Consider the following 22500-nt stretch of genomic DNA (forward strand, 5'->3'; position numbering starts at 1 on the left):
CAACTATGGCTTACACGGCAGGCGAGTTTGATGTCATCGTCATCGGAGCCGGTCATGCAGGGATCGAGGCCGCACTGGCGTCGGCACGCATGGGCGCGAAAACGGCGATGCTCACGATGAATCCGGATATGGTCGGATTCATGTACTGCAACCCATCGATCGGTGGTCCCGCGAAAGGGATCGTCGTTCGCGAAATCGATGCCCTCGGCGGCGAGATGGCGAAGGCGATCGATGCGACATACATTCAAATGAAGATGCTCAACACATCAAAAGGTCCAGCAGTGCGCGCATTACGGGCGCAAGCGGACAAATTCCAATACCAAAATCATATGAAGAAAGTGCTTGAAGACGAACCGAACCTATTGCTTCGTCAAGCGCTCGTCGAACGACTTCTCATCGAAGACGGGAAAGTCGCCGGTGTCGTCACGAATACCGGTTCGGAGTACCGCTCGAAAGCGGTCATCGTCACGACGGGTACGTTCATGCGCGGTCAAATCATCATCGGCGAATTGTCGTATGAGAGCGGTCCGAACAACCAGATGCCTTCGGTCGAATTGTCGAAGCATTTAGAAGAGCTCGGGCTCGAACTCGTCCGTTTCAAAACGGGGACACCACCACGAATCGACGGCAAGACGATCGATTACTCGAAGACGGAGATTCAACCAGGGGACGACAATCCGTCGCTCTTCTCTTACACGTCGCAAGACCTCGACCCGATCGAGCAAATCCCGTGCTGGCTCACCTACACGAGCGAGCGGACACACCAATTGATCGACGAGAACTTGCACCGTTCGCCGATGTACTCGGGTGCCATTAAAGGGACGGGCCCGCGTTACTGCCCATCGATTGAAGATAAAGTCGTCCGGTTTAACGATAAACCGCGTCACCAAATCTTCCTCGAGCCAGAAGGTCGCGACACGGAAGAGATTTACGTTCAAGGCTTCTCGACGAGTATGCCGGAAGACGTTCAGCATCAAATGCTCCGGACGATTCCTGGACTTGAGAACTCAGAGATGATGCGCCCTGGATATGCGATTGAGTACGATGCGGTCGTGCCAACGCAACTTTGGCCGACACTCGAGACGAAGACGGTCGGCGGATTGTTCACGGCAGGTCAAATCAACGGGACGAGCGGCTATGAAGAAGCGGCCGGACAAGGAATCATGGCCGGAATCAACGCCGCATGCCAAGTGCTCGGCAAAGATCCGGTCATCTTGGACCGCTCACAGGCGTATATCGGCGTCTTGATTGACGACCTCGTGACGAAAGGGACGAACGAGCCGTATCGCTTGCTCACATCCCGTGCCGAGTATCGGTTGCTCCTGCGTCACGACAATGCGGACCTTCGCTTGAGCGACATCGGTCATGAAGTCGGTCTATTGTCACCAGAGCGTCATGCCCATCTTGAAGACAAACGAGTCGCGATTGCGGCAGAAGTAAAACGTCTCAACGGACTCGTCATCAAACCGTCGGCTGACGTGAACGCCGTGCTCGAAGAAGTTGGCGCGAACCCGCTCAAAGAAGCGACACATGCCAGTATTCTTTTGAAGCGGCCAGAAGTGACGTACGCGACGCTCATGCGCTTTGCACCGGCCCCGATCGAAGTGCCGTTTGAAGTGGCGGAGCAAGTCGAGATTCAAGTGAAATACGAAGGCTACATCTCGAAGCAGCTCGAGCAAGTCGAGAAGATGCGTCGGATGGAAGAAAAACGGATTCCGGAGAAACTCGATTACGATGCAATCGGTGGTCTTGCGACGGAAGCGAAACAAAAACTAAAACAAGTTCGTCCGCTCTCGATTGGACAAGCGTCACGTATTTCCGGGGTAAACCCGGCGGACGTTTCGATCCTTCTTGTCTATATCGAGCAAGGACAATACGCGACAGTGGAGTGAAACGATGAACCAATCCCAATTTATTGAGGCGCTGCAGGCAGAAGGGTTTGAATTGAGCGAGAAACAACTCGCTCAGTTCGAACTGTATTTCGAGATGCTCGTCGAGTGGAATGAGAAGATGAATTTGACGGCGATCACAGATAAGGAAGAAGTGTATTTGAAGCATTTCTATGACTCGCTCAGTGCGGCGTTCCATTTCGACTTCGCAAACGTGGATACCGTCTGTGATGTCGGTGCCGGGGCTGGATTCCCGAGTTTGCCGCTCAAAATTCTATTCCCGCACCTTCACGTGACGATTATCGACTCGCTTAACAAGCGGATCACGTTCTTAAACGAACTCGCGCTCGCGCTCGGGTTAGAAGGTGTGGCGTTCCATCATGGACGCGCCGAAGAGTTTGGAAAAAATAAAAAATTTCGTGAGCAATTTGATGTCGTAACCGCCCGTGCAGTTGCCCGGATGACGGTGCTCGCCGAGTACTGTTTACCGCTCGCAAAAGTCGGCGGAACGTTCGTAGCGCTCAAAGCAGCGAAGGTTTCTGACGAGCTTATCGATGCGAAAAACGCCTTGGCCGTGCTCGGTGGGAAAGTAAAAACGACACACCAGTTCCTATTGCCAGGAGAGATGAGTGAGCGTAATATCGTAATTGTAGATAAATTACGAAAAACGCCTGGGAAATATCCACGTAAAGCGGGTACCCCAGCGAAAGAGCCGCTAATCTGAGCAATAGTGTTTCACGTGAAACTAAAAGCAGATTCCGGTAGTGGAATCTGCTTATTTTTTACATAGAGGGGTGCCGACGTTGAAGAAAACATTTGCTAAACTGTTCGGAAGTCGTCCGGAAGTAGCCGTCGCGGAACTGGCAGAAGTCAAATCGAATGATGCTGTCCAAGAAATTGCCTTATCGTTGCTTTTACCGAACCGTTATCAACCGCGTAAAGTATTCGAGCCGGCTAAAATTGACGAATTGGCCGTCACGATTGACGAACATGGTCTTTTGCAGCCAATCGTCGTCCGAAAAGCAGAAGAGGGACGCTACGAGATTATCGCTGGGGAACGCCGCTTCCGCGCCGTTAAATCGCTCGGCTGGTCGGTCATTCCGGCCATCGTCCGGGAGATGGATGACGATACGACAGCTGCCTTGGCGCTGATTGAGAACTTGCAACGCGAACAGCTCAGTCCAATCGAGGAAGCGGAAGCATATGATCGTCTGCTCGCCATGAAAGGTCTGACACAAGACGCGCTCGCGAAGAGTCTCGGCAAGAGTCAGTCGACGATTGCCAATAAACTACGCCTGTTGAAATTGCCGAACGACGTCAAGCAATGTTTGCGCGACCGCCAAATCAATGAACGTCACGCTCGGGCGCTTTTGCCGCTCAAAGAGGAAGGACTCCAGCTCCAAGTGCTCATGGAGATTATAGAACAGGACTTTAACGTCAAAGAGACGGAAGAACGCGTCGCCTTCTTGACGACACCGATTGAAGAAGAGAAGCGGAAACCGAAAAAGCAACGCCGTCGGACGAAAAGTTTCGCACGTGACACGCGAATCGCCCTCAATACGATCCGGGACTCGGTCAGTTTGATCGGCAAAACCGGAATCGAAGTCCAAACCGAGGAAGTCGAAGAAGACGAATTTGTTGAAATTCGAATTCGAATCCCGAAAGCACGGCCACAAAAGTGAGCCCGTGCTTTTTTTATAGCTATCAGTCAGAAGGAATGGAGGAATCAGGATGGAACGGTTACCGATTAAACACATTCGTCCCAACCCGAACCAGCCCCGTAAGCAGTTCGAACCAGAAAAGCTAGACGAGCTCAGGCAATCGATTGAACGTTATGGTGTGTTGCAACCAATCGTCGTCCGTAAAGCGAGTGGGTTTTATGAAATCATCGCCGGCGAGCGCCGGTTTCAAGCTGCGAAGTTAGCCGGCAAGACGGATATCCCGGCATTGATTGTCACGGCCGACTCGGACCGCGTCATGGAACTCGCCTTGATTGAGAATATTCAACGTGCCGACTTGAACGCGATCGAAGAGGCGCTCGCCTACGAACAGTTGATGCAAACGCTCGGATTGACCCAGCAACAACTGGCCGAACGCGTCGGCAAGAGTCGGAGCCATGTGACGAACAGCCTCAGACTGCTTCGGTTACCGAGTGCGGTCCAGCATGCGGTCATGGTCGGTGAGTTGACGATGGGCCACGCCCGGGCCATCACCGGCATGAAATCGGTTCAGGCGATGGAACAGATTGCCCGTCGCGTCATCGCCGAGCAATGGACGGTCCGCCGACTCGAGCGCTATTTACAAAAAGAGCGCATTGAAAAAAAGACGCTCAAACGCTCGGACGCCGACGTGGAAGCCGTCGAGGCGGTGCTAGCGGAACGTCTTCAAATGGATGTATCGATTCGCCCGCGTCGAAAAGGGGGCGTCCTCGAGCTGAAGTATTTCTCGCAAGACGATTTGGAGCATTTGTTGACGCTTTTATCGCCTCAAGATTTCGATTCGTCGCGAGATTGACGAAGCCGGGTAATGGCTGCCTCTTCTTGATGGAGCCGTCCGATTCGTAAGTCGAATTCGGCAAAGCCATCGGTGATGAAACGGGCCAACTCGTAGACGAGATGTAAGCGTGTGTTCTGCAAAATCATCATCTCCATAAAGCCGCTCACGTTGACGACAGCTTTGATGTTGTATTCACCGACCGAAGGGAGCTCTTTTTGGACGCCGGCGCCAGGAGCGAGCGGCCCTTCCGAAAAGAAGATATACCCGACACTCGACAATCGGCCGAGACAGGCGTCGATTGCAATGATGAGGGGGCGGTGAAATCGTGTCTGAATCTCGTGGAGCGTCTCGACGAGGTTCAAGGCATGGACCGGTTTCGTCAGCGTTCCGTAAACATGGATATTGCGAACGGACCGTTCTTCGAGGAAGGTACCGACGAGCGGTCCGAGTGAATCCCCCGTGGAACGGTCGGAGCCGATACACACGAGGACGATGGGACGATGCGTCTCTTTCGCCAACTGGTCGTGCAGTTGATCGGCAAAGAGCTTGGATCCACTCCGTTCGGTATGTTCGATGAAGAAAGAGTATGGTTTATGAGGTTTTAGGCGAAACGGCATGAATCTCATCCTCTCTTCTAAGCTGCCTGCGTCTAGTTGCAATTGCGGAATGACACCGTATTATCCCATTCCCGGAACACCGAAACTTATAACGTCCGGATGTAGGGTTTGAGAAAAGTCGTCAATTATGGTTTGATGAGTTAGAATCTATAACTTTAGAGGTGACAACATGGCTTCACAAAATACAGATACAGATTTGAGCACAGTGGCCGATGAGACGATTGATAACGTCAATCGGTTCGTCGCTTATTTCCAAGACACGGAGATGTGGATTGGGCTCGGCATTAAATTGACAGGTGTCGCGCTCATCATCTTGGCGCTTTATGTGGCGTCACGCATTTTGACGTCGATGGTGCAGCGCGTGTTCGCCTTACGCAAAATCAAAGAAGATAATATCGTCGCTCAGCGCCAAAATGAGACGCTGTCAAAACTGGCTCAAAACACGATTCGGTACGTCCTTGGCTTGATTATGATCTTGACGGTGCTCGGCCAGTTCGGCGTCAACATCGCTGGTTTGATCGCATCGGCCGGGGTCGCCGGTCTCGCCATCTCGTTCGGGGCGCAGAACTTGGTGAAAGATGTCATCACGGGCGCCTTCATCATCTTTGAGAATCAATACAAGAACGGGGATTACGTCAATTTGAATCAACAAGTCGACGGGACCGTCATCGAAGTCGGGATTCGGACGACGAAGTTGAAAGGATTGAACGGGCAAGTGACGATCATCCCGAACGGACAGATCATGCAAGTGACGAACTACTCGCTCGAGAACAGCGTCGCGGTCGTCGATATCGGTGTCGCCTATGAAGAAGACATGGGCAAAGTCGAGAAGGCGTTGAAAGAGATCGCGAAGACGGTCGAAGAGAAGTATCACGACTTGTTCATCGAGCCGATCACGCTCGCCGGGGTCCAGTCGCTCGGACCGTCGGAAGTCGTCTATCGTCTCATGGCCGAAGTGCCACCGACGCAACATTTCGCGGCCGGACGGATTTTGCATAAAGAGTTGAAAACCGGACTTGATGAGCGCGGAATCGAGATCCCGTATCCGCGGACCGTCATGATGCCGCCAACCACATCGACCAAAGGAGCGCCCGAAAATGCAGGCTAAATCGTATGAGTTGAACGATTTTGTAGAAATGAAGAAACCACACGCCTGTCAGACGAACCGTTGGCAGGTGACTCGGGTCGGGATGGACATTCGTATCAAGTGTCAAGGCTGCGGGGCGAGTGTACTCATGCCGCGCCGAGACTTTGATAAGCGATTGAAAAAAGTGCTTCCACAAGAGAACGCCGCTGAATAAGTGGCGTTCTTCTCTATGTTACAACCGTGAGTTGCGGTTTAATCGAGGACTAACTATAATTGTGAAGGATGTGACGGTGTGGTGTACTGAACGTACCCACTCCACAGACGGATCAACATTTCCCGGGAAAGCCGGATGAGGAGGAAATACAAGTGGGATTAACAGCAGGAATCGTCGGATTACCGAACGTCGGGAAATCGACATTATTTAACGCCATCACGCAAGCAGGTGTAGAGGCAGCCAACTATCCGTTCGCCACGATCGACCCGAACGTTGGGGTCGTCGAAGTACCGGACGCGCGTCTTGACCGGTTGACGGAACTCGTCAAACCGAAGAAGACCGTACCGACCGCATTTGAGTTTACAGACATCGCCGGAATAGTAAAAGGTGCGTCAAAAGGGGAAGGGCTCGGAAACAAATTCCTGGCTAACATCCGTGAAGTCGACGCGATTTGCCAAGTCGTCCGTTGCTTTGAAGATGACAACATCACACACGTCGCGGGTAAAGTCTCACCGATTGATGACATCACGACCATCAACCTCGAATTGATTTTGGCCGACCTTGAATTGGTCGAGAAACGCATCACACGCGTTCAAAAAATGGTCAAGTCGAAAGACAAAGGCGCAGCTCAAGAGCTCGAAGCACTTGAAATCGTTCAAGCAGTCCTCGAATCGGAGCGCCCGGCTCGTGTTGCTGAATTGACAGAGGATCAACTCGCTATCGTCAAACATTTCCAGTTGCTCACGATGAAGCCGATGCTTTACGTCGCGAACGTGAGTGAGGACGAAGTGGCTGACGCGGACCAAAATCCTTACGTCCAAGCAGTTCGTGAACACGCCGCGACAGAAGAGGCGAAAGTAATCGTCATCTGTGCTCGCATCGAGGAAGAAATCTCAGAACTCGAGCCAGAAGAGCGCCTTGAGTTCTTGCAAGACCTCGGCATCGAAGAGTTGGGGCTCGATCAATTGATTCGTGCCGCCTACTCGACGCTCGGTCTCGCCACATACTTCACAGCTGGTGAGAAAGAAGTGCGCGCCTGGACGTTCAAGCAAGGCATGAAAGCTCCACAATGCGCGGGCGTCATCCACTCTGACTTTGAACGTGGGTTCATCCGTGCCGAAGTCGTATCGTATGAAGACTTGTCAGCTGCCGGCAACATGACGGCAGTTAAAGAACAAGGAAAACTTCGCTCAGAAGGAAAAGAGTACGTCTTCCAAGACGGCGATGTTGTCACGTTCCGCTTCAACGTTTAAGGCATTTTCCGCAAACGTATTGTAAAATGAACAGAAGTTTGATAGTATATTATGACGTGAGTAAAACAATTGTTTGCTCCTTGCTCCTACAACCGGTAGGAGCCGTTAGTCCAAGAGGAGGTGAAAGATAATGCGTAAATACGAACTTCTTTACATTATCCGTCCATCAGTTGATGAGGAAGCGAAGAAAGCTTTAATCGAACGCTTCAACAACGTCATCACTGAAAACGGTGGTACTGTTGATAAAACAACAGACATGGGTAAACGTCGTCTCGCTTACGAAATCAACAAGATGCGCGAAGGACACTACGTTCTTCTCAACATCACTGCTGAGCCTAAAGCGATTCAAGAAACAGAGCGTCTCATGAAGATCTCTGATGACGTTGTCCGTCAAATGACAACTAAAGACGAGCGTTAATTCTTAACGCTTCATATTGCGAAAGGGGAGCTTTGAGATGATTAACCGAGTTGTGTTAGTTGGTCGATTGACACGCGATCCAGAAATGCGTTATACGCAGAGCGGGATTGCCGTAACTCGCTTCACTCTCGCTTGCGATCGTCCATTCACTGGACAAGATGGGAAGCGCGAGGCGGACTTTATTGATTGTGTCGTTTGGCGCAAACAAGCAGAGAACGTAGCACAATATTTGAAAAAAGGCAGCATGGCCGGCGTAGACGGTCGCCTTCAAATCAGTAGTTACGAAGGTCAAGATGGCCAACGTCGTTACCGGGCAGAAGTCGTAGCCGATAGCGTACGCTTCCTTGAACCACGCGGTGCTTCAACGCAACGTGATACAGCACCGGCTGGAGATGTCTTCGGTGGTGGTGAGTCAAGTGGATCAGGATGGGGCGCAGCCGCTTCTTCGACTTCATCTCAGTCCTCGAACTCAAACAAAGGTTTTGAAGCTGACCCGTTCTCGGGTGGCGGAAAAATCGACTTATCGGATGACGATCTACCATTTTGATCGCGTCGATTCGAAACTAAACTAAAAAGGAGGTCTTCACATGGCACGTCGTCCAGGAGGTCGTCGTCGTCGTAAAGTATGTTTCTTTACGTCGAACAACATCACTCATATCGATTATAAAGACGTAGAATTGCTCAAACGCTTCGTTTCGGAGCGTGGTAAAATTCTTCCACGTCGTGTGACTGGTACTTCAGCGAAATACCAACGTCCACTTACTGTCGCTATCAAGCGCTCACGTCAAATGGCTTTGCTTCCATACGTTGCAGAGTAATTTTTGACACACGGCTTATCCCTCGGGATAGGTCGTTTTTTGTTTTCCGAGCCGATGTAGGAGTGTAAGTGAAACGGCCGGATATGGTATGATAGAGCAGAAACCATTTAGATATCATGGGTGGAACACCACTCATTTTAGGAGGCACACATGCACAGTGGTGAAGCAATAACATCAGTGAAGAACCAGTACGCGCGTCACGCCGTTCCATATGTGATTGGACTGCTTGTCGCGTTAGGATTGGCGTTCTACAGCATTGTGGCGGCAATCACCCTGTTCGTGGGCACGCTGATTTTTTTCATCTATCAGCAAGTGACGATTCGACGAGAACGCAAGGCTTGGGAACAATACGTCCACTCCTTGTCGCATCGAATCGAAGACGTCGGGAAAGAAGCGCTCACCGGCATGCCGATTGGGATTCTCGTCTTTGACGAAACTCGTCGCATCAGCTGGTTCAATGAACAGTCTCGACTCATCTTTGAGCTCGAGATGGAACTCGGGATCTCGATCGATTCGATTCACTCGGCGTTCACCGAGTTGATTGAGGAAGAAGAGGACGAGGCGACCATCGAAGTCGGAGACCGCGTTTATCGGGTCCTCTACAATAAGGAGTATCAGACCCTTTACTTGTTCGACATGACGGATGAGGCAGAGATTGAACAAAAATACTCGGAAACACAGACGGTGATCGGCGTCTTATACTTAGACAACTATGATGAGATGTCAACCGCTGTGGATGAACAGGTCCGGAGTGAAATCAATCGACGCGTGACCGTCCTCTTGAACCAATGGGCTCAAAAATACCACATCTATATGCGTCGAACGGCAGCCGATCGTTTCTTTCTCGTTATGAACGAACGGACGCTCTCCGAACTCGAGAACAATCGCTTCTCGATTCTCGATGAGGTCCGCGAGGCGACGAAAGAGCATAAAATTCCGCTCACACTCTCCATCGGGATTGGTTGTGGGGAGACGACGCTGACGGAACTGGGGAACTTGTCGCAATCGAGTCTTGATTTAGGTCTCGGACGCGGCGGGGACCAAGTCGTCGTCAAACGTCATAACGGGAAAGTCCGCTTTTTCGGTGGCAAGACGAACCCGACCGAAAAACGGACCCGGGTTCGAGCCCGCGTCATCTCGAACTCGATGCGTGATTTGATTCGCGAGTCGAGCCGTGTCCTGATCATGGGGCATAAAAACCCGGATATGGACTCGCTTGGAGCATCCATCGGCATCATGAAACTGGCTGAATTTGTCGGACGTGAGGCGTACGTCGTCATCCCGGCCGGCGAGACGAGCGTTGGGATTCAACGTCTCGTCAATGAAGTCGAAAACGACGAAGAGCTGTATAGCCGTTTTTTGACCGAGTTCGAGGCTCAACCCCTCATCGACGAACAGACGCTCCTCGTCGTCGTCGATACGCACCGGCCGTCGCTCGTCATCTCGCGGGATATTCTAGACCGTGCGGAACGGGTCGTCGTCATCGACCACCATCGTCGTGGTGAAGAGTTCATTGAAGATCCGGTCCTCGTCTATATGGAGCCGTACGCATCCTCGACGTGCGAACTCGTAACGGAGTTGATCGAGTATCAGGCCGGGACGCGCAAGCTATCGATTTTAGAAGCGACGTCGCTCCTCGCAGGTATGGTGGTCGACACGAAAGGATTCACCTTGCGGACCGGGTCGCGGACGTTCGATGCTGCTTCCTTCCTTCGGATTCAAGGGGCAGACACCGTGCTCGTCCAGCACTTCATGCGGCAAGACCTCGATTCGTATATCGAACAGTCTCATATTCTCGAAAACACGGACATCTATTCCGATGGCATGGCGATCGCCGTCGCCTCGGACGATGAAGTGCACCATCAAGTGTTGATCGCCCAATCCGCTGACCAGCTCCTTAATATGGAGGGCGTCAAAGCATCGTTCGTCATCGCCGTCTTACCCGACGGCCGAACCGGCATCAGTGCCCGTTCGCTCGGTGATGTCAACGTCCAAGTCATCATGGAGATGCTGGACGGGGGCGGTCATTTGACGAATGCGGCGACACAATTGAACGTGAGCCGGGAACAGGCGAAAACGTTATTACAAGAAGCGATTGATCATTATATGACAGATGAAACAGAGGGAGAGGATTCTGAATGAAAGTCATTTTAAAAGTAGATGTTAAAGGTCAAGGTAAAGCTGGTGACGTCAAAGACGTCGCGGACGCTTACGCGAAGAACGTACTCTTTAAAAAGAACTTGGCGGTCGAAGCGACACCGGGTAACTTGAAGGCGTTCGCCGCAAAAGAGCGACGCGCCGAAGAAGCGGCCGAAGCAGAATTGAAACAAGCCCAGCAGTTGAAGGACAAGCTTGAAAAAGAGACGATCGTCGTCAAGACGAAGTCAGGTGAGGGCGGTCGCGTCTTCGGATCGGTCACGAGCAAACAAATCGGTGAAGCGTTGAAAGGGATGGGCTACAAGATCGACAAGCGTAAAATCGAGCTCGAACATCCAATCAAAGCGCTCGGGTTCACGAAAGTGCCGGTGAAGTTGCATCATGACGTCACGGCTTCGTTAAACGTTCATGTTCAAGAAGCGTGAAGGTGAGGTAGACACGTATGAGTGATGCGATTCAAGTCAACACCCCGCCACATAGCGTCGAAGCGGAACAAGCTGTCCTCGGGGCCGTCATTCTCGATTCCGATCGGCTGATCACGGCCTCGGAACGGGTCGACCCGGACGACTTTTATCGTGTCAGCCATCAACGGATCTTTGAGGCGATGCTGAAGATCAATGACCGGGGCGAACTCGTCGATTTGGTCACGCTCAGTTCGGAGCTTCAAGCCCAAGGTATTCTCGATGAGATCGGTGGATTGAACTATTTGGCGGAAATCGCCGAGGCGGTTCCAGCCATCGGGAACATCGGGTATTATTTGAACGTCGTCGATCAAAAGGCGGCACTCCGCCGCTTGATTCGGACTGCGACGAATATCGTCTCGGACGGCTATGAACGCCAAGATGAGGTCGATGCCGTCCTATCAGACGCCGAGCGGAACATTTTAAAAGTCTCGCAACGTAAAGGGCAGTCAAGCTTCCATCCGATTGGCTCCGTCTTATCGGACGCCTACTCGACGATTGAAAAACTGCACCAATCGAGTGGCGAAATCACCGGTATCGCGACCGGGTTCAGCGATCTCGACAAGATGACGGCCGGTTTCCAACGCAACGACCTCATTATCGTCGCGGCCCGTCCTTCCGTCGGGAAGACGGCTTTCGCCCTCAACATCTCGCAAAACGTGGCCGTCCGTACCGGCGAGAACGTCGCCATCTTCAGTTTGGAGATGGGCGCCGAGCAGCTCGTCATGCGGATGCTCTGTGCGGAAGGCAATATCGACGCCCAGCGTCTGCGGACGGGTCGGCTCGAGGCCGAGGACTGGGGGCGACTCTCGCTCGCCATGTCGTCGCTGTCACAAGCCGGTATCTATATCGATGACACGCCGGGTCTTCGCGTCAACGAGATCCGGGCCAAGTGCCGCCGCTTGAAACAAGAGCACGGCCTCGGCATGATCATGATTGACTACTTGCAGCTCATCGTCGGGAACGGTAAGCCGGGCGAGAACCGGCAACAAGAAGTCTCGGAGATTTCACGTACGCTCAAAGCGATCGCGCGTGAGCTTCAAGTGCCGGTCATCGCCTTGTCACAGCTCTCACGTGGTGTTGAGAGCCGTCAAGACAAGCGGCCGATGATGTCGGATATCCGGGAATCCGGGGCGATTGAGCAAGATGCCGATATCGTCGCGTTCCTCTACCGGGACGACTATTACGATAAAGAGAGTGAAGACGCCAACACGATCGAGATCATCATCGCCAAACAGCGTAATGGTCCGACCGGCACGGTCAAGCTCTCGTTCCGAAAAGAATATAACAAGTTCGTCAACATGGAGACGCAAGCTTTTGCGCCACCGATGTAGGACGAGTCATTCCGCCAAAGGCGACGTCACGAGACGTCGCCTTTTTTGTCGGTCTTTGGACCTAAACGTATTCAATTTTTGAAGAATTCATTCGTTGGATGAGAAATGATGCGTCAATAACGAACGAAAGGTTACAACATAAAAATATCGTTCGGTATTAGGTTGACTTTCGCGAGAAGCAAGTGTACACTTACGGATGGTTTGAATAGAACGTTTATCTACAAGGAGGATTCATTATGTCATCAGTAGTCGTAGTGGGAACGCAGTGGGGCGATGAAGGTAAAGGGAAAATCACGGACTTCTTATCAAAGCAGGCCGAGGTCGTCGCGCGTTATCAAGGGGGAGACAACGCTGGTCATACGATCGTCTTCAACGATACGAAGTATAAACTTCACTTGATTCCATCGGGGATCTTCTACTCGGACAAAACATGTGTCATCGGGAACGGGATGGTCGTCAATCCGAAATCGCTCGTCACGGAGCTCGCGTATTTGCACGAGCGTGGCGTGAGTACGGATAACCTCCGCATCTCGAACCGGGCCCACGTCATCTTGCCGTACCACCAGTTGCAAGACAAGCTCGAAGAGGACGCGAAAGGCGACGCCAAAGTCGGGACGACGCTCAAAGGGATCGGTCCTTGCTACATGGACAAAGCGGCGCGTATCGGGATTCGCATCGCCGACCTTCTCGACAAAGAAGTGTTCGCCGAGAAGCTCAAGACCGTCCTCGCGATTAAAAACCGCATGTTCGTGAAGATGTATGAAGTCGATGCGATTGAATTCGATGACATCTTCGAAGAATACTACGCGTACGGCCAACAGTTCGCCAAGTACGTATGTGATACATCGGTCGTGTTGAACAACGCGCTCGACGAAGAACAGAAAGTGTTATTTGAAGGCGCACAAGGTGTCTTGCTCGACATCGACCATGGAACGTACCCGTTCGTCACATCATCGAACGCAGCTTCAGGCGGCGTATCGAGCGGTGCCGGAATCGGACCATCGAAGATCCATCACGTCGTCGGCGTCTGTAAGGCGTACACGTCACGTGTCGGAGACGGCCCGTTCCCGACCCAGCTTGACGATGAGATCGGTCACACGATCCGTGAAGTCGGAAAAGAGTACGGTACGACGACAGGACGTCCGCGTCGCGTCGGTTGGTTCGACTCGGTCGTCGTCCGTCACTCACGTCGCGTCAGTGGGATCACAGACCTTTGCCTCAACTCGATTGACGTGTTGACAGGTCTTGAGACGCTCAAGATCTGTACAGCCTACGAGTTCGAAGGCAAGCTCCTCGACGAGTACCCGCCGAACTTCCGCGTGCTCGAACAGTGCAAGCCGGTGTTTGAAGAGCTTCCAGGCTGGACAGAAGACATCACAGGCGTTCGCAAGTTCGAAGACTTGCCGGTGAACGCGCAGAACTATGTCAAGCGCATCGAAGCGTTGACAGGTATCGAATTGTTGACGTTCTCGGTCGGACCGGCACGTGAGCAAACGGTCATCTTGCGTGATATTTACAAAGCATAAGACAGAGAGCCCTCGTGGCTCTCTTTTCATTTCCACGGAAATGGACCACGCTTTCTAACCTATAGAAAAAGAGTTACAATGTAGACATGTACGTTTAACGATAAGAGGAGGACTCACTGAATGGATCGTACGATTTTAGTGGTAGATGACGAACAACCAATCGCAGATATATTGAAGTTTAAGCTTGAAAAAGAAGGTTACCAAGTCCACGTCGCCTATGACGGGGAAGAAGCGCTCGTGAAAGTCGAAGAAGTCAAACCAGATTTGATTTTGCTCGACATCATGTTGCCGCTCAAAGACGGTATGGAAGTATGCCGTGAAGTCCGGAAGAAGTACGATATGCCGATCATCATGTTGACGGCGAAAGACTCTGAGATCGATAAAGTGCTCGGACTCGAGCTCGGTGCTGACGATTACGTCACGAAGCCGTTCAGCTCGCGCGAGCTCTTGGCCCGCGTCAAGGCGAACATGCGCCGTCATGCAACGGCCCCGGCCCCAGAAACGAAAGGTGCCAACGCCAATGATATCGTCATCGGTGACTTGACGATTCATCCGGATTCATACATGGTCACGAAACGGGAAGAGAAAATCGAACTGACACACCGTGAGTTCGAGCTCATCCATTATCTTGCCCAAAACATCGGGCAAGTCATGACGCGCGAGCATTTGCTCCAGACGGTATGGGGCTATGACTACTTCGGCGATGTCCGCACGGTCGATGTGACGGTCCGACGTTTGCGCGAAAAAGTCGAAGACAACCCATCGACGCCGACGTATATCATCACGCGCCGTGGTGTCGGTTACTATTTAAAAGCAGGAGAAGAAGACTAAACGATGAAACGGACGAACTTCTTTAAATCTATCCAGTGGAAGCTCGTCGTCATCTATGCGCTGCTCATTCTTGTTGCGATGCAAGTCATTGGAGTGTACTTTGTGCGCTCCCTCGAACGACAATACATCAACAACTTCTCGCAGTCGCTCGTCGATCGCGCCAACCTTCTGAGCTATAACGTCAGTGAAGGGATCGCATCGAACGGCGGTGACTCGACCTCGGACCAGCAGTTGAACCAGGTACTGGATCAACTGCTGTCTGAGTTTACGGAGAGCACGACGCTAGCTGATGACATTCGCGAAGTCCAGATTATCGACACGAACAGTGTCGTCCGGGCGACGTCGAATCCGAATAACCAAAGTCTCGTCGGACAACGGACGGCGAACTCGTTTATTCAAAAATCGTTTGCGACGAGCGGAGCGCAAGAGACGCTCGTCTATGAAGACTCGAACGAACGCATGCGTGTCGTCGCCGTCCCGGTGAAATCCGAGGTCGATGGGACGACGACCGGTATGATCTATATCGAGGCCTCGATGCAGTCCATCTATAACCAAATGGAACAAGTGACGAGGATTCTCGCGACCGGGACACTCATCGCTCTCATCATCACATCGATCCTTGGGGTGTTGCTGTCACGGACGATTACGCGACCGATTGCGGATATGCGTCGTCAAGCCGTCGAGATGCGAAAAGGGAATTTCTCGCGGAAAGTTAAAGTCTATTCCGACGACGAGGTCGGCCAACTTGCTTACGCCTTCAACGAATTGACCGATGAACTGATGGAGGCGAACGCAACGACGGAAGCCGAACGGCGCCGCTTGACGAGCGTCCTCGAGAACATGTCGGACGGGGTCGTCGCGACGGATCGTTCCTTGCGCGTCATCTTGATGAACGACCAAGCCCGCGATATGATCGGACTCGCTGAAGAAGAAGCGATGGGGACGAACCTACAGAACTTACTCGAATTCGATGACGAGATCGTCATTCCGGAAGACGGGACGATGCCGCCAAAACTGATCGACCTCAGTACGGACGAAGAACTATTCCTCGTCCGCGCCTACTTCTCACCGATTCAAAAGCATAGCGGACCAATCACCGGTCTCATCGTCGTTCTGCACGATGTGACCGAGCAAGAACAAGTCGAGCAAGACCGCCGCGAGTTCGTCGCGAACGTCAGCCACGAGCTGCGGACGCCGCTCACGACGATGCGGAGTTACCTCGAAGTGCTCGCGGAAGGCGCATACAAGGACGATGAGCTCGCCCCGCGCTTCCTCGAGACGACCCAGAATGAGACGGAGCGGATGATTCGCCTCGTCAACGATCTGTTGCAGCTATCGAAGATGGACAGTAAAGAGTATACGATGCAAAAAGTGAAGTTCGACTTTATCCAGTTCTTCAACGACATCATCGACCGGCATGAGATGACGAAAGGCGAGACGATCCAGTTCCGCCGGAAGCTCATGAAACGCCGGGTGTACGTCCACGCCGATCAAGATAAGATGACGCAGGTCATCGACAACATCATCACGAACGCCATCAAGTTCTCGCCAGAAGGCGGGACAATCACGTTCCGGACGATGCTCCGTGCCAAGCGACTCGTCATCGGTATTAAAGATGAAGGAGTCGGCATTCCGAAATCGAATTTGAAGAAAATCTTTGAACGGTTCTACCGGGTCGATAAGGCTCGGGCCCGCAATATCGGCGGGACCGGACTTGGTTTGTCGATTGCCAAAGAAGTCGTTTCCGCCCATGGCGGCGACATTTGGGCCGAGAGTGAGTTCGGACGCGGGACGACGATTTACTTCACCATCCCATTCGATACGATCGTGGAGGTGAATGACTGATGGAACGACCACGCTTCTTGGCGAAGCCAGAACTAGTGAAATCGCTCGTCTTGCTCACCTTGATCGTCACGTCCATCGTCCAAACGGTCATCCTCTGGGACTACCATCCGAAGTATCAGTCGGTCCAGTCAGAGACGCAAGTCGCGACGGTGGATGAGTCGCTGCAGCGACAACCGCGCCAAGTCATCGTGCCGGCCCAGACGGTCGTCCACGAGAACAACGCCGTCTTCGCCACGAAAAACTCACCGAAACAGATTATGCGTGTCATCCGGGAGTCGTTCGAGGCGAGCGAATTTAAACCGCTCGCCGTCAAGAACGTCCCGAGTTTGTATGCGGGTGTCGATGAGGCCGTCGAATTGATTTTACCGGAGCCGTATTATGCGGATACGCTCAGCTACATGCTTCCGGGCTCATACAGCTTGTCGGGGAAAGTGCCACAGCGGGCCCTCATCTTCATGGAGGACGACACGTGGCGCATCCGCACGATCATGAGCGACCAATCACTTTGGGAAGGGCGTTTGTCGAAAGTCGGCCAAGGGGACGTCAACAGTCTGTTCTTGAAAGACTCAGACCGATCGATGCGTCGTGTCACGTACACGGATGAACGCGTCAACTACATTCCCGTCGTCGGACCGGAGATGAACGAGCTGTTCGCTTACGACGTGTCTCAGATTCAAATCTCGGCCCGTCTTGATTGGATGCGCGATACGTTCTTCCCGGGCGACCCGAATGTACAAGAAGTCGATCCGGCCAGCTCCGTGGGCGCACTCACGAACGGGATTAGCGTCGCCGAATATGATGCGAACCTGAACGCGAGCCGTTATCGAAACTTATCACGCAACAGTTCGGAACAGGAGTCGGTCATCGGACTCGACACGATCGTCGAGTTCGTCAACTTCCACGGAGGTTGGGTCGATGAGACGTCGGAGAGCCAAGGTTTGTCGCTTCGGTTTGATGCGATCACCCCGGCCAACAAAGGTTTTGAAACGACCGTGTTCCGGTTTCACGTGAAGGGTTTCCCGGTGTTCAGTCAACGGGAGGCGTTTATCAATAACGATGCCGTCGACTTATCGACGCTGCGTGTCGAGAACGACGGGACACAAGTCCGGTCGATCACTCGGCACCATCTCGAGATCGATCGCTTGATCTCGGTCGGGACGACACAGCTCGCGGACGGACAAGATGTGGTCGATACGCTCGTCAATGCCGGACGATTTGAAAACGTGACCGAGATTCGACTCGGTTATGAGATCGAATACAATGAAGACACGAGCCGTTACGTCACGTTCTCCCCGAACTGGTTCGTTCGGGAAGCCGGAAGATGGATCCCATTCGATCAACCGGATGACTGGACAGAAAGGATGATGTATCGTGGATTGGAGTAAAGCGAAAACGATTCTTCTCTTCGCCTTCCTCGCGCTGAACATCTACCTGTTGTTCCAGCTTTTGACGGAAACGTGGGCGACAGAGGTCGTGACGAACGACAATACGTCGATCGCGCAAATCTTGGACCAACGAAACGTCGATGCGTCGAAGTTGCCGCGGATGGGTCGGGATATCGGTTATTTGACGGGGTCGTCGGAACAGATGTCGGCCTCGATGATCACGAAGAACCGGGAAGCCCAGCTGGCGACGACGCTCGACAATATGCAACTCGAAGTCGAGCTCAAACAGCCGGTCCCGCTCGATCAAGACGATTTACGGACGACTGCGTCGACGTTCGTCTCGGAGTACGTCCCGTTCGGTTCCGAGTATGCGTATTGGCGCTATGACGCCGAGACGCGTCAAGTCGCCTTCGTGCAGACGTATGAGAACAATAAGATTTTCTCGAACCCCGAGATCGATGGGGAGACCGAGCAGTACATCGGTCCGTCGCTCCTGTTGCTTCAACTGAACGAAGCGTTCGAAGTGACCGACTATAAACAACGTCATTTGACGAACTTGTCCTCGAAGTCGCAAGACGATCTCGTCTTGACGGCGAGCGAGGCGATCTCGCAACTTGCGGCCCGGAAGTACTTCCAGCCGAACCAAGAGATGCGGGCCATCAATACGGGCTTCTATAGCCTGCCGCTCGACAGTTCCGGCAGCTTGATCATCATGCCGCCGCTCTGGTCGATCACGATTGACGAGGACGTTTACTTCGTCAATGCGATCGATGGGACGGTCGAACGGGTCGAATTTGATTCAGAAGAATGAAAGGAGTGATCGAGTGACTTTACGCTATAGTGTGCTTGCGAGCGGTTCGACCGGGAACGCCCTCTACATTGAGACGGAACGGGCGAAATTGCTCGTCGATGCCGGATTGACCGGGAAAGCGATGCAACAACGCATCACTGAGATTGGACGATCGTTTGATGGGATCGATGCACTGCTTGTCACGCATGAGCACTCCGACCATATTAAAGGTGTCGGGATTCTCGCTCGAAAATATAACTTACCGATTTATGCGAACGCGAAGACGTGGGACGCGATGGAATCGTTGATTGGAAAAGTCGACCCGGCCTTGAAGTTTCACTTCGAGGTAGGGGAGATTAAACAGTTCGGGGATATCGAAATCGAGTCGTTCAACGTCAGCCATGACGCGGCCGACCCGATGTTCTACCAGTTCGCGCATGACAGCAGACGCCTCGCCCACATCACCGATACGGGCTATGTGTCCGATCGGATGAAAGGCGTCATCCGCGGGGCCGATGATTTTATTTTCGAATCGAACCATGACGTCTCGATGCTTCAAATGGGACGGTACCCGTGGAGCGTCAAGCGACGGATTCTTGGGGACTACGGTCACGTCTCGAACGAAGACGCGGCCATCGCGATGAGCGAGGTCATCGGAGACCAGACGAAACGGATTTATTTGGCTCACCTCAGTAAAGACAACAATATGAAAGAACTCGCTCAAATGAGCGTGTCCCAAACACTCGGGATGCGCGATGTCGACCTCGGTCGCATCAAATTGTGCGATACCGACCCATCGACCCCCACTTCGCTCGTTTCTTTATAAGCGAACTTGGGAAAAGACAGATAACACACTGTCTTGAAGGGGGGACGCGTCGTGAATGAAGAGAGACACCATGAGTATGAACCTCAAGACGTCGAACCTTTAGAGCACGAAGCAGATACAATGAACGATGTAAAACCGACGTACCCATCTCGCAGCGAGTGGCGCCCGAAACAAGAAGAACATGTGCGCCATAAGCCGCGAATGAACTTAAAACCGTTGTTACTCGGAGGGGTTGGCGGATTCTTAGGAGCGGCTTTGTTCTTTTTGGCGATGATGCTCTGGGATTCCCCAACCTCTCGTTTTGTGACAAATGAACTGATTCGGACGGAACAAGCCGTCACTGTCACGGAATCTGACATCACGAGCGCTGTGACGGGCGCTAAGACGTCCGTCGTCAGCATCACGAACATCCAGCGGGCGTTCACCTCGGACTCGCAGTGGGAGGCCGGAGCGGGCTCTGGTGTCATCTATAAGGTCGACGGCGACACGGCGTATATCGTCACGAACTTCCACGTCATCGAAGAAGCGGACGAGATCAACGTAGCGTTTTCTGACGGACAAGTCGCTTCGGCGACGATTCTCGGCGAGGACCCGCTCAACGATTTAGCTGTCGCATCGGTCGAACTGCCGGCCAATATCGATGTCGCTCCGATCACGCTCGGTGACTCGACCGTGCTTCAAGCAGGCGAGACCGTCATGGCGATCGGCAATCCGCTCGGCGTCTTTTCAAACTCGGTCACCCGTGGTATCGTCAGTGGTGTCGAACGCACCGTGCCGGTCGATACGAACAGTGACGGACTCATGGATTATAACGCCGAGGTCATCCAGACCGACGCCGCCATCAACCCGGGGAACTCCGGCGGGGCACTCATCAACATCCGCGGCGAACTCGTCGGCATCAACTCGATGAAAATCGCCGAGGCGAGCGTCGAAGGGGTCGGCTTCTCGATTCCCGTCAACGTCGCGCTGCCGGTCATCGATATGCTCGAGCGTGATGGAAAAGTGACGCGGGCCCAGCTCGGCGTCACGATTCAAGAAGTCATCGCCGTACCGGGTAACGTCCGGGAAGAGTATGGGATTAGTTTTGATAACGAAGACGGGGTGTTCGTCGAGGCGATCACGCCCGGCAGTCCCGCCGAAGAGGCGGGCCTCCGCGTCGGTGACGTCATCGTCAAAATCGGCGACCGCGACATCAAACGTTACGTCGATTTGCGGGACGCGCTGTATCGTGATGCCACGGTTGGGGATAAGGTCACGATTGAATATACGCGACGCGGCAAGGCAGGCAAGACCGAGGCAACATTAACTGAAGCAACCTAAAGGAGCGGCGACGCTTCTTTTTTAAGGAGGAAACATTGTGGAAAAAAAAGTATGCAAGGAACATGTTGAAATCGCTTTAGATATCATTGTCGATGAGACGGGGGAATACCCGTTGCTCGAAGAACTATCCACAATTGGACAAGTGACATGTGAGTTCTGCGATGCCGACGCAACATATGTTGTGTCAAGCAAAAAATGATTATCAACATGTGGATTTGTGGATAACTCTGTGGATAACCCTATGGATAACTCCAAAAAAACTGTGGAAAAAGGAAGAATTGGATGAATATTTCAATTATCACGGTCGGCAAACTAAAAGAGAAGTATTTGAAACTAGGGATTGCCGAGTACACAAAACGCTTGTCGGCCTATGCGAAAGTGCAGGAAATCGAGGTCGCGGACGAGAAAGCGCCCGAGCATTTGAGTGAGGCGGACATGATTCTAGTAAAACAAAAAGAAGGCGAGCGGATTTTAGCGAAAATCAGTCCGGACACGCATGTGATTGCTTTGGCCATCGACGCCAAGCAACGGACGAGCGAAGAGTTCGCCCGTGAGCTCGACCACTTGGCGACATACGGCAAGAGCAAAATCGCGTTCGTCATCGGCGGCTCGCTCGGCTTGTCGGACGACGTCATGAAACGCTCGGATGATACAATCTCATTCTCGAAGATGACGTTCCCGCATCAGTTGATGAAGCTCGTCTTGTGTGAGCAGATTTATCGGGCATATCGGATCAACCGGAATGAGCCTTACCATAAATAAATGAGGTCTAATAAAAGGTTGATGAGCCAACGCTCATCAACCTTTTATTTTGCCTTGAAAAGACGAATATTTTTCAGTTGTTCAATCAAGTGTTCTTTCATTACTGCGCCATCGGACTGGAATTGTTGCGGATAATATTTAGGCATGAAGATCGGGGCCCCTTTTGCAATCCATGCTTGGCGATACATCGCGTGAGTCTCTTCTCGTTTCATAAACAAGCCATTTTCAAGTTCGACGTCATCGTCGTCTCCGAATTGAAATTGGCAACATAGACAAATCTCAAATGAAGGATCATGAAATTCGTTGTAAGCAGGTTCGTCTAATCCATCAAACCCGCATATGGGACAGATATATGTCATTGGCTATTCCTCTTTTGCTGATAAAATCAATCTTTGGTCAGTATTTAAAGTAAGAGAAGAAGAAAAATGTCAGATACTAAATTTTTCCTCCTTTTTTTATATTAAAAATAGT

Annotated in this window: 24 protein-coding genes; 22 read left to right on the forward strand and 2 right to left on the reverse strand. The window is 52.3% G+C overall.

All coding sequences use genetic code 11. From position 1 onward, the window contains the following. The first annotated feature begins 5 nt into the window (after positions 1-5). From mnmG to KNP60_RS09180, 4 genes are all read left to right on the forward strand, one after another. Positions 6-1892 carry a tRNA uridine-5-carboxymethylaminomethyl(34) synthesis enzyme MnmG gene (mnmG, locus tag KNP60_RS09165; protein ID WP_034780305.1) on the forward strand — a complete coding sequence of 629 codons (1887 nt, stop codon included), beginning with the start codon at positions 6-8 and terminating at the stop codon, positions 1890-1892. 4 nt (positions 1893-1896) lie between these two features. Then, the gene (gene rsmG, locus KNP60_RS09170; RefSeq protein WP_034780307.1) at positions 1897-2613 is read left to right on the forward strand and encodes a 16S rRNA (guanine(527)-N(7))-methyltransferase RsmG; all 717 of its coding nucleotides are present in this window, start codon (positions 1897-1899) and stop codon (positions 2611-2613) included. 79 nt (positions 2614-2692) lie between these two features. Then, on the forward strand, positions 2693-3571 hold the full coding sequence (gene noc, locus KNP60_RS09175; RefSeq protein WP_034780308.1) for a nucleoid occlusion protein: 879 nt from the start codon (positions 2693-2695) through the stop codon (positions 3569-3571). Between the two features lie 49 nt (positions 3572-3620). After that, positions 3621-4403, forward strand: a complete 783-nt coding sequence (locus KNP60_RS09180) for a ParB/RepB/Spo0J family partition protein (RefSeq protein WP_034780310.1) — start codon at positions 3621-3623, stop codon at positions 4401-4403. Here KNP60_RS09180 and yyaC read toward each other — a convergent pair. Beyond that, positions 4376-5002, reverse strand: a complete 627-nt coding sequence (gene yyaC, locus KNP60_RS09185; protein ID WP_034780311.1) for a spore protease YyaC — start codon at positions 5000-5002, stop codon at positions 4376-4378. The two genes, KNP60_RS09180 and yyaC, sit on opposite strands and share 28 nt — an antisense overlap. A gap of 169 nt (positions 5003-5171) precedes the next feature. On the opposite strand from yyaC, the gene KNP60_RS09190 reads away from it, so the two are divergent. From KNP60_RS09190 to rlmH, 18 genes are all read left to right on the forward strand, one after another. Further along, positions 5172-6110: a mechanosensitive ion channel family protein gene (locus KNP60_RS09190; RefSeq protein ID WP_138860244.1), complete on the forward strand. Its 939-nt coding sequence runs from the start codon at positions 5172-5174 to the stop codon at positions 6108-6110. Then, the gene (locus KNP60_RS09195; RefSeq protein ID WP_034780313.1) at positions 6100-6303 is read left to right on the forward strand and encodes a DUF951 domain-containing protein; all 204 of its coding nucleotides are present in this window, start codon (positions 6100-6102) and stop codon (positions 6301-6303) included. The genes KNP60_RS09190 and KNP60_RS09195 overlap by 11 nt, the downstream gene beginning before the upstream one ends. A gap of 152 nt (positions 6304-6455) precedes the next feature. Continuing rightward, the gene (gene ychF / locus KNP60_RS09200; protein ID WP_214797328.1) at positions 6456-7556 is read left to right on the forward strand and encodes a redox-regulated ATPase YchF; all 1101 of its coding nucleotides are present in this window, start codon (positions 6456-6458) and stop codon (positions 7554-7556) included. Positions 7557-7686: 130 nt separating this feature from the next. Then, complete coding sequence (rpsF, locus tag KNP60_RS09205) at positions 7687-7974, forward strand: 30S ribosomal protein S6 (protein ID WP_021067861.1); 288 nt, start codon at positions 7687-7689, stop codon at positions 7972-7974. A gap of 37 nt (positions 7975-8011) precedes the next feature. After that, positions 8012-8521, forward strand: coding sequence for a single-stranded DNA-binding protein (gene ssb / locus KNP60_RS09210; RefSeq protein ID WP_024371077.1), 510 nt, complete (start codon positions 8012-8014; stop codon positions 8519-8521). A 40-nt stretch (positions 8522-8561) separates the two neighbouring features. Continuing rightward, on the forward strand, positions 8562-8792 hold the full coding sequence (rpsR, locus tag KNP60_RS09215) for a 30S ribosomal protein S18 (RefSeq protein ID WP_015880232.1): 231 nt from the start codon (positions 8562-8564) through the stop codon (positions 8790-8792). A 150-nt stretch (positions 8793-8942) separates the two neighbouring features. Beyond that, complete coding sequence (locus KNP60_RS09220) at positions 8943-10934, forward strand: DHH family phosphoesterase (RefSeq protein ID WP_214755111.1); 1992 nt, start codon at positions 8943-8945, stop codon at positions 10932-10934. Next, positions 10931-11374 carry a 50S ribosomal protein L9 gene (gene rplI, locus KNP60_RS09225; protein ID WP_034780320.1) on the forward strand — a complete coding sequence of 148 codons (444 nt, stop codon included), beginning with the start codon at positions 10931-10933 and terminating at the stop codon, positions 11372-11374. The genes KNP60_RS09220 and rplI overlap by 4 nt, the downstream gene beginning before the upstream one ends. A 17-nt stretch (positions 11375-11391) precedes the next feature. Further along, positions 11392-12744, forward strand: a complete 1353-nt coding sequence (gene dnaB, locus KNP60_RS09230) for a replicative DNA helicase (protein WP_021067865.1) — start codon at positions 11392-11394, stop codon at positions 12742-12744. A 236-nt stretch (positions 12745-12980) separates the two neighbouring features. Further along, on the forward strand, positions 12981-14270 hold the full coding sequence (locus tag KNP60_RS09235) for an adenylosuccinate synthase (RefSeq protein ID WP_214755109.1): 1290 nt from the start codon (positions 12981-12983) through the stop codon (positions 14268-14270). A gap of 120 nt (positions 14271-14390) precedes the next feature. Continuing rightward, positions 14391-15101, forward strand: a complete 711-nt coding sequence (gene yycF, locus KNP60_RS09240; RefSeq protein ID WP_034780323.1) for a response regulator YycF — start codon at positions 14391-14393, stop codon at positions 15099-15101. 3 nt (positions 15102-15104) lie between these two features. Then, positions 15105-16946 carry a cell wall metabolism sensor histidine kinase WalK gene (walK, locus tag KNP60_RS09245; protein WP_034780325.1) on the forward strand — a complete coding sequence of 614 codons (1842 nt, stop codon included), beginning with the start codon at positions 15105-15107 and terminating at the stop codon, positions 16944-16946. Continuing rightward, complete coding sequence (yycH, locus tag KNP60_RS09250; RefSeq protein WP_034780327.1) at positions 16946-18331, forward strand: two-component system activity regulator YycH; 1386 nt, start codon at positions 16946-16948, stop codon at positions 18329-18331. The genes walK and yycH overlap by 1 nt, the downstream gene beginning before the upstream one ends. Next, positions 18318-19142: a two-component system regulatory protein YycI gene (locus KNP60_RS09255; protein ID WP_034780329.1), complete on the forward strand. Its 825-nt coding sequence runs from the start codon at positions 18318-18320 to the stop codon at positions 19140-19142. Before yycH ends, KNP60_RS09255 begins: the two co-directional genes overlap by 14 nt. A gap of 13 nt (positions 19143-19155) precedes the next feature. Continuing rightward, complete coding sequence (locus tag KNP60_RS09260; protein ID WP_214797329.1) at positions 19156-19947, forward strand: MBL fold metallo-hydrolase; 792 nt, start codon at positions 19156-19158, stop codon at positions 19945-19947. A 51-nt stretch (positions 19948-19998) separates the two neighbouring features. After that, on the forward strand, positions 19999-21267 hold the full coding sequence (locus KNP60_RS09265; protein WP_214797330.1) for a S1C family serine protease: 1269 nt from the start codon (positions 19999-20001) through the stop codon (positions 21265-21267). A gap of 37 nt (positions 21268-21304) precedes the next feature. After that, a complete protein-coding gene (locus KNP60_RS09270; protein ID WP_214797331.1) occupies positions 21305-21466 on the forward strand; it encodes a CxxH/CxxC protein in 162 nt (53 codons plus the stop codon). Positions 21467-21549: 83 nt separating this feature from the next. Then, on the forward strand, positions 21550-22029 hold the full coding sequence (gene rlmH, locus KNP60_RS09275) for a 23S rRNA (pseudouridine(1915)-N(3))-methyltransferase RlmH (RefSeq protein WP_214797332.1): 480 nt from the start codon (positions 21550-21552) through the stop codon (positions 22027-22029). A gap of 44 nt (positions 22030-22073) precedes the next feature. Here the strand turns inward: rlmH and KNP60_RS09280 are convergent, their stop codons facing one another. Continuing rightward, the gene (locus KNP60_RS09280) at positions 22074-22388 is read right to left on the reverse strand and encodes a hypothetical protein (RefSeq protein WP_214754516.1); all 315 of its coding nucleotides are present in this window, start codon (positions 22386-22388) and stop codon (positions 22074-22076) included. Positions 22389-22500: the final 112 nt, after the last annotated feature.

The organism is Exiguobacterium sp. s5 (assembly GCF_018618075.1).
Lineage (GTDB): Bacteria > Bacillota > Bacilli > Exiguobacteriales > Exiguobacteriaceae > Exiguobacterium > Exiguobacterium mexicanum_A.

Bases quoted from the DNA above. Each gene is read 5' to 3' on its own strand.
- dnaB (WP_021067865.1), top strand. From the start codon at position 11,392: ATGAGTGATGCGATTCAAGTCAACACCCCGCCACATAGCGTCGAAGCG.
- ssb (WP_024371077.1), top strand. From the start codon at position 8,012: ATGATTAACCGAGTTGTGTTAGTTGGTCGATTGACACGCGATCCAGAA.
- rpsF (WP_021067861.1), top strand. From the start codon at position 7,687: ATGCGTAAATACGAACTTCTTTACATTATCCGTCCATCAGTTGATGAG.
- KNP60_RS09195 (WP_034780313.1), top strand. From the start codon at position 6,100: ATGCAGGCTAAATCGTATGAGTTGAACGATTTTGTAGAAATGAAGAAA.
- yycF (WP_034780323.1), top strand. From the start codon at position 14,391: ATGGATCGTACGATTTTAGTGGTAGATGACGAACAACCAATCGCAGAT.
- yycH (WP_034780327.1), top strand. From the start codon at position 16,946: ATGGAACGACCACGCTTCTTGGCGAAGCCAGAACTAGTGAAATCGCTC.
- rpsR (WP_015880232.1), top strand. From the start codon at position 8,562: ATGGCACGTCGTCCAGGAGGTCGTCGTCGTCGTAAAGTATGTTTCTTT.
- mnmG (WP_034780305.1), top strand. From the start codon at position 6: ATGGCTTACACGGCAGGCGAGTTTGATGTCATCGTCATCGGAGCCGGT.
- KNP60_RS09235 (WP_214755109.1), top strand. From the start codon at position 12,981: ATGTCATCAGTAGTCGTAGTGGGAACGCAGTGGGGCGATGAAGGTAAA.
- rlmH (WP_214797332.1), top strand. From the start codon at position 21,550: ATGAATATTTCAATTATCACGGTCGGCAAACTAAAAGAGAAGTATTTG.
- walK (WP_034780325.1), top strand. From the start codon at position 15,105: ATGAAACGGACGAACTTCTTTAAATCTATCCAGTGGAAGCTCGTCGTC.
- KNP60_RS09280 (WP_214754516.1), bottom strand. From the start codon at position 22,388: ATGACATATATCTGTCCCATATGCGGGTTTGATGGATTAGACGAACCT.
- rplI (WP_034780320.1), top strand. From the start codon at position 10,931: ATGAAAGTCATTTTAAAAGTAGATGTTAAAGGTCAAGGTAAAGCTGGT.
- KNP60_RS09190 (WP_138860244.1), top strand. From the start codon at position 5,172: ATGGCTTCACAAAATACAGATACAGATTTGAGCACAGTGGCCGATGAG.
- rsmG (WP_034780307.1), top strand. From the start codon at position 1,897: ATGAACCAATCCCAATTTATTGAGGCGCTGCAGGCAGAAGGGTTTGAA.
- KNP60_RS09180 (WP_034780310.1), top strand. From the start codon at position 3,621: ATGGAACGGTTACCGATTAAACACATTCGTCCCAACCCGAACCAGCCC.
- KNP60_RS09220 (WP_214755111.1), top strand. From the start codon at position 8,943: ATGCACAGTGGTGAAGCAATAACATCAGTGAAGAACCAGTACGCGCGT.
- yyaC (WP_034780311.1), bottom strand. From the start codon at position 5,002: ATGCCGTTTCGCCTAAAACCTCATAAACCATACTCTTTCTTCATCGAA.